Below are 14698 nucleotides of genomic sequence, written 5' to 3' on the forward strand. Positions count from 1 at the left end.
GGTCCCAGGTGCCGGTTCCGGCTTCAGCGGTAGCAGACGCGGCGGACCGCGTCGGCGATGGCGTTCTGGTTGGGTATCACTGCCCGCTCCAGCTTGTCGTTGTAGGGCATCGGCACCTCCATGGAGCCGAGCCGTTCCACGGGAGCATCCAGCCAGTCGAAGGCGCGCTCGTTGATCTGCGCGGCGATCTCGCCACCGAGGCCGCCGGTGCGCCAGGCCTCGTGCACGACAACGCAGCGATGCGTCTTCTTCACGCTGCGGATGAAGCAGTCCATGTCCAACGGGCGCAGCGTGCGCGGGTCGATGACCTCGACGGAAACATTTTCGCGCGCCAGCATGTCCGCCGCCTGCAACGCGCGCTCGACCATGACCTGCGTGGCGATGACGGTGACGTCGGTCCCCTCGCGCTTGATGTCGGCCTTGCCGAGCGGAATCTCGTAGGGCGCTTCCGGCACGGGCGCGGTCTGGCCGAGATAGAGCATCTTGTGCTCCAGGAACATCACCGGGTTGTCGTCGCGGATGGAGGCGATCAGCAGGCCCTTGGCGTCGTAAGGGGTCGATGGCGCCACCACCACGAGGCCGGGCACATGCGCGAACCATGCCTCCAGCGACTGCGAGTGCTGAGCGGCGAGGCGGATGCCGCCGCCCTGTGGCCCGCGGAACACCACCGGCACGGTCGGAGAACCGCCGAGCATGTAGCGCAGCTTGGCCGCCTGGTTGACGATCATGTCCATCATGAAGGTGACGAAGTCGAAAATCTGGATCTCGGCAATCGGTCGGCGCCCGCAGACGGCCGATCCGACAGCGGCGCCGGCGATACCCATCTCGGAGATCGGCGTGTTCATCAGCCGGTCCTTGCCGAAGCGCTGAAACAGGCCGCGCGTCACGCCGAACGTGCCGCCGATCGGCCCGACATCCTCGCCGATGACGAAGACGCGCTCGTCGCGCTCCATCTCCTGCGCCATCGCCTCTTTCAGCGCCTCCAGATAGGTGAGTTCCCTCGTGCCGGGCGCAGGCTCGACCGCGCCGGCCGATTTGAACGGAGCGGAGACGGCCGGCGCCAGGCTTTCGACGTCGGGCTCGGGCGAATTCTTGGCGAACTCGACGGCGCGCTCGATCTCCGCATCCGTCTCGGCGACAAGCGCCTCATATTCAGCGTCGGTGAGCGCACCACGCTCCTTCATCATCGCAACGCAGCGGTTGATCGGGTCCATGGCCTTCCAGCGCTCGACCTCTTCATCCTCGCGGTAACCCGGCAAGTTGGCGCGCATGGAGTGATCGCCGTGGCGATAGGTTATGGCTTCGATCAAGGTCGGGCCTTCGCCCGCACGGGCACGCGCGATGGCCTCGTCGACCGCCGCGTAGACGGCGACGACATCGTTGCCGTCGATGGTTTCGCCGGGCACGCCGTAGCCGGCGGCGCGCGCCGAGATCGAACCGCCGGCGGTCGATTCCAGGAAGGAGGTCGAGAGACCGTATTGATTGTTCTCGCACAGGAAGACGATCGGCAATTTCCAGATCGCGGCCATGTTCAGCGCTTCGTGGAAGATGCCTTCGTTGGCGCCGCCGTCGCCGAAGATCGCAACGCCGGCATCCGTCGACATGCGCTGCTTGGCGGCAAGCGCCGCGCCGATGCCGAGACCCATCGAAGCGCCGACGATGCCGTTCGCGCCGATGATGTTGAGACCAATGTCGGCGACATGCATGGAGCCGCCGAGACCGCCGCAGATGCCGTCCTTGCGGCCGAGCAGCTCAGCCATCATGCGCGAGACGTCGGCGCCCTTGGCGATGCAGTGTCCGTGTCCACGGTGATGGGTGGCGATGAAGTCGCTGCGCAGCAACGGGTAGCCCGCCCCGGCAGCGACCGCCTCCTGACCGACGGAGGAATGAGCAGTGCCCTTCACCAATCCGCTGTGGAACAACTCCGTGGTGCGCGTCTCGAAGGCGCGGATCACAAGCATCGTCCTGAGCAGTTGTTTCAGCTCCGCCGCGTCAAGCCTGGGCGCGTTGCGGGTCGCCAGCCGATGAGAGGATCCGCCATTGGCAAGGATGGCGCCACCGATCGCGTTGTCGCTGATCTTTGCCGCGCCACGCGTCGAACGGCCCGCTCGGGCCAAACCGGAATTCTTCATCTTGTCCCATCCATTGCCGGCCCCTCCGTCGCGCTGGCTGGCGGCGGAAAACATCAAAGTGCCGGTGTGCTGGCGTTCTTCCCTTTGGCATCTCTTGCGGGATGCCTTGAACGAAGACTTCCACGATCCCGACCTCAAAACAAACACAAAGTTCCTATGGAAGAAATGCATTTTGGTTATGGGTGGCGGCAGGGCCAAAAAGAACGTGCGCCACCCTGCGGACAGGGCGGCGCACGTGCAACTTGAGAGCCGGTCACGAGGCCTGCTTGGAGGCCGAATGAGTGCTATCCATCAGAGTGGAGAGAAGATTGCCGGCCGGCGCGATCGGCCGGACAAAAGCATAGCGCAGATATCTGGCCGGCATCGTATGCCGACCGCGGCTCGCGGGCCGGGCGACGAGTACGTTTCACCGTTTCACGGAAACGGCGAAACGTCCTATCTCTTTGTTTTTACGCAATTCCGGACGGAAGGTTACGGCGAAGGCGCCGAACTTAACCGCTCACACCTTTCCTGGAATTGCTTTAGATCCGTTCGATAAGCTCGACGGTCACCTTGTCGGGGGTCGTCAGGTATGACACGCGCACGCCGGCGTTAGGCCCGCCGCGCTTGTTGACATAAGGCGGCGAGATCGGCACCGCGCCATAGGGCGCCAGATGGGCTATCACGCCGTCCAGGTCGGTAACGTCGAACGCGATATGGGCGAAGCCGACGTCGCAGGGCCTCGCCTCGAGCGTCCTGCGATCCGCCGGAGTACTGTATTCGATCAGCTCGACCGTATGATCCGGCCGGCGCAGGTAGGCTATCTCGACCTCGGCTCCAGGGACGCCGGTGATGGTCTGGATCGAGGCGGGATCCCGGCCGGCGCGCGAGGTCAACTCGAAGCCCAGGCCGTCGCGGAACAGCGCGATCGCCCGGTCAAGGCTTTCGACCGTGAAGCTGGTGTGGTTGGTCGCGCTGATCGCGTGGCGCATGCCGGATCCTTCCCTGTCTAGTAGTCCGTGCGCCCGCCAGACATGTCGAAGACGGCGCCGGTGCTGAACGAAGCCTCAGGGGAAGCGACATAGGCCACCATGGCCGCAAGCTCCTGCGGCAAGCCGAAACGGCCCATCGGGATCTTGGCGAGCAAGGATGCCACATAGTCAGCCGGCCAGCGGTCGAAAATCGCCGTCCTGATCGCCGCAGGCGTAATGCAGTTGACGGTGACCTTGGTGTTGGCCAGCTCACGGCCAAGCGTCTTGGTAAAGCCGATAACGCCGGCCTTGGAGGTGGCGTAGGCGCTGATCAGGGGACTGGCTTCCTTGCCCGCGACCGAGGCTATGTTGATGATGCGGCCGTAATTCGCCTCGATCATATGCGGGGCGACCGAGCGGCAGCACAGGAAGACGCCGGTCATGTTGACGTCGATGACCCGCTGCCATTCGTCGAGCGACAGGTTCCAGACATTTGCATGGGGCCCGGAGATGCCGGCGTTGTTGACCAGGATGGAGATGCCGCCGAAACGCTCCAGCGTGGCGTCCCGCGCCTGGTCGACCAGGCTCTCGGAAACAACGTCGACCACTGCGGTATGCACCCGGTCGGCGGCCGCGAGCGTCTCGGCGGCGCGCGCCAGAGTTTCCGGCTCCCGGTCCCACAGGCTTACGTTGGCGCCATCGGCGAGAAGCCGGGTGGCTATGGCCAGCCCAAGACCTTGCGACCCACCCGTCACCACGGCGGTCTGCCCATCCAAACGCGCTGCCATCTGTCCTCCCCAGGCACCCCGCCGCTCTTTCGGAATACTTGGATCCGTGGCGGCGTATTCAATCTGCTTGAAGCCAGTAGTAGCGCGTGCGAGATATCAACACTAAGACAAAAGCCAAATTGCAACCATTAGATTTGGTTATGGCTTGTTCTGCGTATGGCGGCGAGGAGGAAAACTGATGGACGTCAGGCAGCTCGAATATTTCATGCATGTGGCGAACACGTTGAACATCACGCATGCGGCGATGCGGGCGCATGTGTCGCAACCGGCGCTGAGCCGTCAGATCCGGCTCCTGGAGCAGGAGCTCGGCACCAAGCTGTTCAAGCGCAAGGCACGCGGCGTGGTGCTGACCGAGACAGGACAGCGGCTGGTCGACCGGACACGGGTGCTGCTCTCAAATGTCGGCCGCATCAAAAGCGAGATCATGTCCTCCGCCGACGAGCCGGTGGGCACCGTGAGGCTTGCGGCATCGAACTCCCTCAGCGGCCTGCTCACGTCCCGGGTGGTGGCCCGCTTTCGCCGAACCTATCCGCAGGTCTCGGTGCATGTGACCGAGAACACTTCGATGATCGTGCGGGAATCCATCGCCAATGACGGGGCGGACGTGGCGCTGTTGTCGGACCGCGAATCCTTCACCACGCTGACCAAGATGCCGCTGGTGACCGAGAGCCTGCTGCTGATCGCTCCGCTGGAGGTGGGGCTCGACCTGTCCCGCCCGGTTTCGGCCAAATCCCTGACGGGCCACAATCTCATCCTGACGCCGTTCCCCAACGGATTGCGGCGCGCCGTGGACGAGATCCTGGTCAGGGCCGGCCGCGTCGCCGAACCGAAGCTCGAGGTCGATACCAACTCGCTGATGACCAGCCTGACCAAATATGGAACCGGCTATTGCGTGCTTCCTTATAGCGGTGTCCATGAGCTGCTGGTGCGCAAGGAGGTATCGGCCGCGCCGATCCGCAATGTCCGGTGGGGCTGGGTAACCGCGGTGTCGCGAGAGCGCGCCATGTCGACGGCCACCAAGAAGCTGATAGAAATGATTGCCGAAGAGGCCAAGGTCCTGACGAGCAACGGCACCTGGAAAACCGCAACCCTGGACCTGGCTCAAGACAGCGGGAAGCATATCGGACTGGACTGACCGGGCCCTTTGTCGGCCATGGACGGATCCGATCCGACGATCGACCATCGCGATGGCATCGCGTAGATCGCAGGCAAGCCAGGGTCAGCCGGTGCCGCCCGCCGGCGTGCTCTGGTGCGCCGGATTGCTTGCGAACTTATGCAGCGAGGCGGCAGCCGCGGCCGCTCTTACCCTCCACCCCCGCTTCGGCGCTGAACCGGTCAGACGCTCTTCGAATACCCTCGGAACCATCGTTTCCGAGCGGTGTGGAGAATAGTCGTCCGGACGCCCACGTTAGCCTTGCAGGCTTCGCTGACGCTGACTATAGTCGCGGATATGAAATTAAATTCCATGTGCTAGGTACGAATGCGTCCCGCGAGCGATCAATCTCTTGTTGTGGTGGAGAGCCGCCCGTTCGCCAATGTGGGGTTGGTCGAGATCAACCGCCCCGAAGTCCGCAACGCAATCAATCTCGAAGTACGGGAGAAGCTGGCCGCTGCCGTGGCAGGCTTTTCAGAAGACGCGGAGATCCGGTCCATCGTCATTGCCGGACGCGGCGCCAACTTTGCTGCCGGCGCCGACGTCAGAGCGTTTGAAAAGCTCGGCTCCGCCGAGGTGCTTCTGCAACGCACCCATCGCTACTGGGACGTGATCGCCAAATGTCCGAAACCGGTCATTGCCGCGGTCGAGGGCTTTGCGCTGGGCGGCGGCTGCGAGCTTGCAATGCATGCCGACATCATCGTGGCGGCACGCACAGCCACTTTCGGTCAGCCGGAGGTCAAGCTTGGCCTCATGCCCGGCGCCGGCGGCACCCAGCGGCTGCTGAGAGCGATCGGCAAATACAAGACGCTGATGCTCGTCCTGACCGGCGATATGTTTGCGGCGGAAGATGCCGAGCGCGCCGGCCTCGTCAGCATCCTCACGGATGAGGGCGAGGCCCTGCAGCAGGCGCTGCAGATCGCCCAAAAGATCGGCCGCCTGCCGCCGTTGGCCGTCGAGCAGATCAAGGAAGCCGTCGTCAATGGCGAAGATGCTCCCTTGGAAACGGCGCTGCGCCTCGAGCGCAAGGCATTTCAACTGCTTTTCGATACGGCCGACAAACAGGAAGGCATCGCCGCCTTCCTGGAAAAGCGCAAAGCGTCATTTATGGGGCGCTGACTTGGCGGACGCGGGAGGGGTGTCGAGAAGTCGGATCGAGAAAGCCGGTGTCGTGGGCGCCGGGGTGATGGGTTCCGGCATAGCGGAAGTTCTGGCCGCGGCGGGCGTCGACGTGGTGATCGTCGACGAAGCGCGGGGGAAAGCCTCAGCCGCCGTCGAGCAGATCGCGTCGCGCCAACGCGCTCGGGCAGCCGCGGGCAAGGTCAGCGCGGAAACGGTCGAGAAACTGCTTGCCCATATCGAGCCCGTCGAGACTCTGGACCGCCTGGCCGGCACCGATCTGGTCGTGGAAGCCATAGTCGAACGTCTCGAGCCGAAGCGTCAGCTCATCGAGACGCTGGAAAAGATAGTCGGGCCGAACGCGATCATAGCGACCAATACTTCTTCGCTCTCGGTGACGGCGATCGCGTCAGCCGCAAAGCGGCCGCAGCGGGTCGCCGGCTACCACTTCTTCAATCCCGTCCCGGCGATGAAGCTGGTCGAGGTCATCTCCGGCGCTCATACGGCGCCCGAGGTCGAGCACGCGCTGGTCGAACTCGCGGCCCGCTTTGGCCATCGCCCCGTTATCGCCGCCGACACGCCCGGCTTCATCGTCAACCACGCCGGCCGCGCCTTCGGGACGGAAGCCTTGGCGATGCTGCGCGAGGGCGTCGCATCGATCGGCGACATCGATACCATCCTGCGGGACGCCGCCGGATTCAGAATGGGTCCGTTCGAGCTGATGGACCTGACCGGGCTCGATGTCTCGCATCCGGTCATGGAAAGCATCTACAACCAATTCTACCAGGATCCGCGCTACCGCCCGTCGGTCGTTGCCGCCCGGCGCGTGGAGGCAGGTCTTCTCGGCCGCAAGACCAAACGTGGGTTCTACGACCACGGCGATGCCCGACCGATCTCCTCCTCGGGACCGGTAGAACCGGCCGGCGCGGAGGCGGCTTTGCCGGGCCGCGTCACCGTGATCGCCGACAACGAGGTCTCGGGTATGCAGGAGCTCGTCGACTCATGCGCCGCCGAGCGTACAATCGACGGCGACCACCTCATTCTGATCGGCCTGGAGGGCGAGGACGTGGCAGGCGCGGCGGTGCGGCTCGGTGTGCCGGCTTGGCTTTGCGTGGGCTTCGACCCGTTTTTCGGCATCGACCGCCACGTGACACTCGTGGCGTGTGCCGCAACGTCCGATCGGACCAGGGAAGCGGCTTTGAGCCTGGTCCGCCGCGCCGGCCGCAAGGCGACCATGGTGGAGGATAGCTGCGGGGCGGTCTGCCAGCGCGTCATCGCCATGATCGTCAATATCGGCAGCGAAATCGTCGGGCAGAAAATCGCTTCGGCGCCGGATCTCGATGCAGCGGTCAGGCTTGGCCTGGGCTACCCGCTGGGGCCGCTGGAATGGGGCGACAAGATCGGCCCCAAACGCATTCTGCGTATCCTGGACACGATTTATGACCGCACCCGCGACCCTCGCTACAGGGCAAGCCTATGGCTGCGGCGACGCGCGGAACTAGGCCTTTCATTGCAATAGGCCGAGCGGGAGGAGACGAGTTGGCCCAAAGACATGAACTGAAACCATCGGCGCCCTGGTACCGGATCGAAGCAGGCGAGTCCGACTGGTCGAGCCTGCCCGCGCGCGATCTCGTTCGCCTCTATACCCAGATGAAGCTGATCCGGCGCTTCGAGGAAAAGATCCTCGACCTGGAGAAGGCCGGTCTCATCCATGGCCCTGCCCATGCCAGCATCGGCCAGGAGGCGGCAGCTGTCGGCGCTGTGTCGATGCTGCGCGCCAACGATCAGATCAATGGCACGCATCGCGCGCACCATCAGGTGCTGACCAAACTGGTCAATGCGCAGACAGAACCGGACTTCGATATACTGAGCCAGGACTTCACGCCGCCGATGGACGATGCCGTCTACCGCTTCATGGCGGAAATCATGGGGCTTTCGCCAGGCTATTGCGAAGGCCGCGGCGGCTCGATGCATATGCGCCATGCCGAGTCCGGCGTCGCCGGCACCAGCGCCATCGTCGGCGGCAACATTCCGCATGCCGTCGGATACGCCCTTGCCGACAACGTGCTTAGCCGGGACGGTATTTCGGTCGCCTTCTTCGGCGATGGCGCTTCGCTTCAGGGCGCGGCCTATGAATCGATGAACATCGCGGCCGCCTACAGGCTGCCGGTCATCTTCTTCGTCGAGAACAATCTCTATGCCGTTTCCACGCATATCGAGGATGTGACGGCCGAGCCCAGGAACGCATCGCGCGGCCCCATGCTCGGCTTCACCGGCATCGAGTGCGACGGCATGGATGTGGTCGCCGTCCATCGAGCGATGTCCGACGCGATCGAAACGATCCGCGCGGGGCGCGGTCCCGTCGTCATCGAGGCGAAGTGCTACCGCCATCACCATCAGAGCGGCAGCAAGACCGGCAGCGAATTCGGCTACCGCAGCAGCGAGGAAGAACAGGAATGGCTGAAGCGCGACCCGCTGCGGCTGGCGGAGACACGTCTCGGCAAGCTCGGAATCCTCGATAGCGCGGCTCTGGCCCTGATCGACGAGCGCGTAAGCGCGGTCGTCCAGTCGGCCGCGGCACGGCTGACTGAAACGGCGCCGGGCAGCAACCAGCTTCGCATACAGGCAGGCCTATGGCCTTCCGCGCAGTCGGTGGACATCGGCATCCTTGCACCCCCCGCCGAGGCCGAGGGACTCAAGTACCGGGAAATCGAGGACTTCGCGCCCGATGAGTTGGTCAAAAGCCGTTTCGTCACCGCCGCCGGCGAAGCGCTGGGGGCGGCGATGGCGGCCGACCCGACCATCATCGTGCTGGGCGAGGACGTCCATCGGCTGCGTGGCGGCGTGAGCGGCTTTACCCGCTCCGCCCTCGAGCAGTTCCCAGGACGCGTGCTGGCCATGCCGATCGCCGAGAACGGCTTTACCGGCGTCGCGCTCGGCGCCGCGCTGCGCGGGCTGCGGCCGGTCGTGGAAATCATGTTCGGGGATTTCTGCTTCGTTGCGGCCGACCAGATCGGCAACGGCATCGCCAAGGTGAGGCACATGTTCGGCGACGGGTTTCCCGTGCCGCTCGTCATGCGGGTGCGCGTTTCCCCGCACACCGGCTATGGCTCGCAGCATTCGAGCGACCCGGCCGCGCTGTTCAGGCTGTTCCCCGGCTGGCACGTGGTCGAGCCGACAACCGCCTTCGACTATGTCGGGCTGCTGAACACGGCGCTCAAGACCAACGACCCGGTCGCGATCATCGAACACGTCGAATTCTACCAGCGCGAATCTCTTATGCCGCGCGACCAGCGCGACTATTGCATCCCGTTCGGCAAGGCCAAGATCGTCCGGCCGGGATCGGCATGCACGGTCCTTGCGACATCCGTCATGGTCCCCGCGGCTTTGAAGGTCGCGGAAGAGACCGGCATCGATGCCGAAATCATCGATATGCGCAGCGTCGGCCAGCTCACGACCGACTGGCCCCTGGTCCTGTCGTCCATCGCCAGGACAAACCGCGTCGTCATCGTCGAGCAGGTTGCGAGCGGCCTGTCGCTTGGGCGCCATTGGATCGCGGAGATCCAGGCGCGCGCCTTCGATGATCTCGATCACGAAATACTCCACGTCACCGGCAGCCTTTCGGCGCCCGTCGTTTCGGCCGTGTTGAACAAGGCCGCGCTGGGCTCTCCCGAGAAGCTGCGGCAGGCGCTGGAGTTGATTACCAGTAGCGCTTGAACCGAAAATGCCAAAAGGAGCATGATAATGAGACTGGGGAACTTCAATCATATTGCCAGACATTGGAAAGGCCTTGCCGCGGCGACAATGCTTGCGGGCGTGGCTGCCACGGCGGTGCCGGCGGAGGCCAAGACGCTGGTCATCGCGCGCGACATGGACATCAACTCCCTCGATATCGACAGAAGCTGGTGCGACACCTGCATGATCTACAATGCCGCGGTCTATGACGGCCTTCTGGCGCTCGACAAGGACAACAAGCTCGTTCCGGTCATCGCCGAGAGCTGGACGGTCAACGACGACCAGACCGTGTTCACCTTCAAGCTCAACCCGAAAGCCACTTTCTCCGACGGCTCGAAGATCGAAGCGAAAGACGTCAAATGGTCGTGGGAGCGACTGAAGAACATAAAGGGCAGCCCGTCGGACCTCGCCTCGACGATTTCATCGATCGAGACTCCCGACGCCGAAACGGTGGTCGCGAAAACCGCTGAACCAAATTCGGAACTGCTGAACGTCCTGGCCGCCAGCTATTTCGGCGTCATCAACAGCGATGTCGCCCAGGCCGAGGGCAAAGCCACCGCGGCGGCCGACGCGGCACAGTCAGACCCTGCCGAGCCGTGGTTCCTGGCGCATTCGGCCGGCGCTGGCCCATTCGTGCTCGACTCCTACCAGCCCGGAGCGGAACTCAGGCTGAAGCGAAACGAAAAATATTGGCGCGAACCGGCCAAGGTCGACGAGATCGTCATCCGTCAGGTCGGCGATGCCGTCGCTCAGGCCCAGCTTCTGCAGAGCGGCCAGGCCGACGTCGCCATGAACATCGATCCCGAGACTGCCAAGACGCTGACCGGGCCGAACGTCAAAACGGAATCGGCTCCCTCCAACAACTTCGTCTACATTGCGATCAGCCCGGGAGCCGTCGCCAATCCCTTCCCGATGACCGCCGACATCCGCGAGGCGATCTCGCTGGCCGTCGACCGCAAGTCGCTCGTCGACTTCACCTTGGGCGAAGGCAATGGCCGGTTGATTTCGGTCCCCTTCCCGCTGGATTTCCCGGGCGGCGCGGGACACTCGATACCGGAATTCGACCAGGCCAAGGCCAAGGAACTGCTTGCCAAGGCCGGCCACGCCGACGGCTTTACGCTGGAAGCGACCTATCCGAAGCTGAACGTCTATGGCGTCGACTTCACCCTTGCCATGCAGAAAATCCAGCAGGACCTGGCGGCGGTCAACATCAAGCTTGACCTCAAGCCCGTCGAGTTCCCGAACTGGCGCGAGGCGGCGAACAAGGATCACATCCCGCTGACCTTCGTCTTCTTCGCCCCGGACTTTTATGGGACGTCGCAATATGTGAACTATTTCGGCCTGGCGCCGGATTCGACCTGGGCCAAGCGCGCGGGTGCCGCAACCGACCCGTCCTTCGTCATCAACGACACCAAGCCGATGCTGGCCGAAGCCCTGAAGTCGGCGCCCGACAAGGCGGAAAAGATCTATTTCGACATCGGCGAGAAGATCAAGGCGCAGAACGTCATCATTCCGATGATCAGCCCGAACACCATCCTTGCCTATGGCAGCAAGGTCCATGGCGTGCGGAACTCGCCGAGCTCGAACGTTCCTCTCTACGAGATCTCGCTCGACGACTGACCGCGCCGTTCCGTCCTCCGCGGGGCGCATGAAACGCGCCCCGCGGATACGGCCCGAAGGCCAAAACAGGATTTCTGCCAGCAAAGAGATCGAGCCACTCGCCCTTTCCATGAAACGGGAGAGGCTCTGATGGAGGATAACCGTGCCCTATACCGATTTCATTTTCGATGGTTACCGCAAGCGCCTCAGCGAGCTCGAGGCCAGCGACAACCCTTTGTCCAAGGGCGTGGCCTATATCGAAGGTGAGCTCTATCCCATCCATGAAGCCCGCATTCCGATCCTGGACCAGGGCTTCCTCCATTCGGACCTGACATATGACGTGCCGGCCATCTGGGATGGCCGCTTCTTCCGCCTCGACGACCATTTGGACCGCTTCGAGCGCAGCTTGAAACAGTTGCGGCTGCGCAGCTCGCTCGATCGTCATGGCATTCGCCAGAAGCTCGTGGAATTGGCCGCCAGGAGCGGCATCCGCGACGCTTATGTCTGCATGATCGTGACCCGGGGCCTGAAATTCATCCGCCAGTACAGTCCGGATGAAATCGAAAACAACCTCTATCTCATGGTGCAGCCCTTCGTGTGGGTCATGGGCGAAGAGCTGCAGAAGACCGGCGGCTCCGCCGTCATCGCCCGCGATGTCCGACGCGTGCCGCCAGGCGCCATCGATCCGACCGTGAAGAACCTGCAATGGGGCGACTTCGTGCGCGGCATGCTGGAGGCGCGGGACCGCGGCGCCAACTACCCGATCCTGACCGACGGCGACGGCAATCTGACCGAAGGTTCAGGCTTCAATGTCTGCATCATCAAGGACGGCGTCTTGCGCACGCCGAAGCGCGGGGTGCTGGAGGGCGTCACGCGCAAGACCGTGCTGGAAGTCGCCAAGGCGAATGGCATCGAATGCCATGTCGAAGACGTGCCGGTCAGCGCGGCCTACGATTGCGACGAATTGCTCTTTGTCACCACCGCCGGCGGCGTCATGCCGATCACCAAGCTGGACGGGGTCGCGATCGGCAATGGCGAAGTCGGGCCGCTCAGCAAGACGATCTGGAAGGCCTACTGGGAAGCGCATTACGACCCGATGCGCAGCTTCGCGATCAACTATTGAGGCGTGTCGAGACCCGGCCGAGCAGGATCGGCCTAAGCGAGCCGCCGCGAACCGATGCGGCGGCTTTTCCTTTTGGTCTGGCGGCGATCAGGCGATCTTGCAGGCATCGTCGAAGTCGAGGCGCGGAAGCCTGGCGAACAGACCTGACGGGTCACCATATCCCAGATTGACCAGGAAATTGCTTTTCCAGCTTGTCCCGGCGAAGAAGGCCTCGTCGACGAGTTGGTTCTTGAAACCCGACATCGGGCCGGCATCGAGGCCGAGCATGCGCGCGGCGACGATCAGATAGCCGCCCTGCAGCGTGCCGTTGCGAAACGCGGTTTCGTGCGCGACATCGGGGCTCGACGTGAACCACGAGCGCGCGTCGGCATGCGGAAACAGCTGCGGCAACCGATCGTAGAAGGCTTCGTCATAGGCGACGATGGCGGTGACCGGCGCCGCCATGGTCTTGGCGGAATTGCCGCTGCTCAAGGCCGGGCGCAGCTTTTCCTTGGCCCCCGGCGACTTGACGAAGACGAACCGGCCCGGCGAGCAGTTCGCCGAGGTCGGCGCCATTTTCAGAAGGTCGTAGAGCCGGCGAAGCGTTTCGTCGGACACAGGCTTGTCTGTCCACTTGTTGTGGGTACGAGCCGTCGTGAAAATGCTGAAGTCGTTCATCGCGACCCTTCAATCCCTGAACATGAAGTCGATGGGACGCGTCGCCTCAAGCCGCGCGAGAGGCGCCGACAGTCCCATTGTTGCCATCGCGGCACGGCGGTCGGCCGTGGGCGGATCGCCGCCGGCCGGCGAGCGGCTGTCAGCGCGCGATCTTGAGCCTGGCCAACACCAGAGGGTTTTCGTTCGCCGGGATACGCGTGCGTTCCGCCTTCAGCTCCGCAAAAGCCCGCTCGCTTGCCTTCAGCGTCTCGTCGATATCGGCGGCCGTCATGGCGGCATTCAAGAACATGTTGTGGTAGGGATGGAAGTACACGCCATGCTTGAGCGCGCTTGCGACCCAGGCATAGCCGAGGCGCATGTCGGGATCTTCGTGGAACAGGATTTGCGGCATCTGCACCGGACCGGTCTGGCGCAGGGAGAACCCGAAGGCCACGGCTTGTTCCTCGAGCCCTGCCCTCAGCTTGTTCCCCAACTCGACCGTGCTTTCCAGGTACCTGGTCTCGCGGATCAGCCGAAGCGTTTCTATGCCTGCCGCCATCGGCACGGCCGAAAACCAGAAGGAACCGGTGGCGAAGATCGATCGCGCGGCGGCGTAGAAGCGCTGCGAGCCCATCATCGCCGAAATCGGATGACCGTTGGCGATCGCCTTGCCCCAGCAACTGATGTCCGGCTCGACGCCCAGGATCGACCACGAACAATCGCGGGTCAGCCTGAAGCCCGCACGAACATCGTCGACGATAAGCGGCGCATCGAGATCGTCGCAGATCTTTCGGACAGCCTTTGCGAAACTCTCGGAAGGGATAAGCTGGTCGGCAAAGACCTCATGCTTGAAGGGTGTCGCGAAAATCCCAGCAACGTCGCCCTCGGCCGCGCGCACCGCCGCCTCGAGGCTTTCCAAGTTGTTGTATTCGTAGGTGAGGATCTGCTTGCGCTCGTCGTCGACGATGCCGGTGCGGTTCGGCGTGCACCACGGCTGCGAGCCATGGTAGGCGCCGGTGGCGACCAGGATCTTGCGACGCTTGGAGTAGGCCCGCGCTATCGTCATCGCCATGGAGGTCGCGTCGCTGCCGTTCTTGCAGAACATGGCCCAGTCGGCATGCGAGACCATCGAGACCATCGCCTCGGCCAATTCGACCATCAGATAGGACGGTCCGGTCATGGTGTCGCCGAGTTCCGCCTGCCTTCGTGCGGCGGCCTCGATATCGACATTTCCATAGCCGAATAGATTCGGCCCATACGCACTGAGATAGTCGATATATTCATTACCATCGACGTCCCACAGCCGCGTGCCGCTGGCGCGACTGAAGAACTGCGGGAAGTCGGGCGGCAAAAGTGCCGTGGATTCATGGCCATACATTCCACCTGGTATAACGCGCCTGGCGCGTTCCAGAAGTTCTAAATTGCGGCTGTTCGACCAAGGCATGGATATGTGACCCCTGTTT

11 protein-coding genes are annotated in these 14698 nt (G+C 63.4%); 6 read left to right on the forward strand and 5 right to left on the reverse strand.

What is annotated here, in order from left to right; translation table 11 throughout:
- Positions 1–23: 23 nt before the first annotated feature.
- The 3 genes from FJ471_RS05960 to FJ471_RS05970 all read right to left on the reverse strand — a co-directional run bounded on the left by FJ471_RS05960 (position 24) and on the right by FJ471_RS05970 (position 3870).
- Positions 24–2132, reverse strand: coding sequence for a dehydrogenase E1 component subunit alpha/beta (locus tag FJ471_RS05960; RefSeq protein ID WP_224668629.1), 2109 nt, complete (start codon positions 2130–2132; stop codon positions 24–26).
- A 521-nt stretch (positions 2133–2653) separates the two neighbouring features.
- A complete protein-coding gene (locus FJ471_RS05965) occupies positions 2654–3103 on the reverse strand; it encodes a VOC family protein (RefSeq protein WP_140802227.1) in 450 nt (149 codons plus the stop codon).
- Between the two features lie 17 nt (positions 3104–3120).
- Positions 3121–3870, reverse strand: coding sequence for an SDR family NAD(P)-dependent oxidoreductase (locus FJ471_RS05970; RefSeq protein WP_140802228.1), 750 nt, complete (start codon positions 3868–3870; stop codon positions 3121–3123).
- 178 nt (positions 3871–4048) lie between these two features.
- Between FJ471_RS05970 and FJ471_RS05975 the strand changes: the two genes are divergently transcribed.
- The 6 genes from FJ471_RS05975 to FJ471_RS06000 all read left to right on the forward strand — a co-directional run bounded on the left by FJ471_RS05975 (position 4049) and on the right by FJ471_RS06000 (position 12599).
- Positions 4049–5005 (forward strand): LysR family transcriptional regulator, encoded by a 957-nt coding sequence (locus tag FJ471_RS05975; protein ID WP_140802229.1) that lies wholly within the window; start codon positions 4049–4051, stop codon positions 5003–5005.
- A gap of 345 nt (positions 5006–5350) precedes the next feature.
- Positions 5351–6142 (forward strand): enoyl-CoA hydratase-related protein, encoded by a 792-nt coding sequence (locus tag FJ471_RS05980; protein WP_140802230.1) that lies wholly within the window; start codon positions 5351–5353, stop codon positions 6140–6142.
- A 19-nt stretch (positions 6143–6161) separates the two neighbouring features.
- Positions 6162–7661 (forward strand): 3-hydroxyacyl-CoA dehydrogenase, encoded by a 1500-nt coding sequence (locus tag FJ471_RS05985; protein ID WP_140802231.1) that lies wholly within the window; start codon positions 6162–6164, stop codon positions 7659–7661.
- A gap of 20 nt (positions 7662–7681) precedes the next feature.
- Positions 7682–9859 (forward strand): alpha-ketoacid dehydrogenase subunit alpha/beta, encoded by a 2178-nt coding sequence (locus FJ471_RS05990; RefSeq protein WP_181179183.1) that lies wholly within the window; start codon positions 7682–7684, stop codon positions 9857–9859.
- An 87-nt stretch (positions 9860–9946) separates the two neighbouring features.
- On the forward strand, positions 9947–11497 hold the full coding sequence (locus FJ471_RS05995; RefSeq protein WP_246684628.1) for an ABC transporter substrate-binding protein: 1551 nt from the start codon (positions 9947–9949) through the stop codon (positions 11495–11497).
- A 142-nt stretch (positions 11498–11639) separates the two neighbouring features.
- Positions 11640–12599: an aminotransferase class IV gene (locus FJ471_RS06000; protein WP_140802234.1), complete on the forward strand. Its 960-nt coding sequence runs from the start codon at positions 11640–11642 to the stop codon at positions 12597–12599.
- Between the two features lie 87 nt (positions 12600–12686).
- Here FJ471_RS06000 and FJ471_RS06005 read toward each other — a convergent pair whose 3' ends face one another.
- Together FJ471_RS06005 and FJ471_RS06010 are read right to left on the reverse strand one after the other, a co-directional pair.
- Positions 12687–13256 (reverse strand): malonic semialdehyde reductase, encoded by a 570-nt coding sequence (locus FJ471_RS06005; protein WP_140802235.1) that lies wholly within the window; start codon positions 13254–13256, stop codon positions 12687–12689.
- Positions 13257–13395: 139 nt separating this feature from the next.
- A complete protein-coding gene (locus FJ471_RS06010; protein WP_224668621.1) occupies positions 13396–14613 on the reverse strand; it encodes an aminotransferase class III-fold pyridoxal phosphate-dependent enzyme in 1218 nt (405 codons plus the stop codon).
- Positions 14614–14698: the final 85 nt, after the last annotated feature.

Source organism: Mesorhizobium sp. B2-7-1 (assembly GCF_006440735.1).
In the GTDB taxonomy this organism is placed as follows: domain Bacteria; phylum Pseudomonadota; class Alphaproteobacteria; order Rhizobiales; family Rhizobiaceae; genus Mesorhizobium.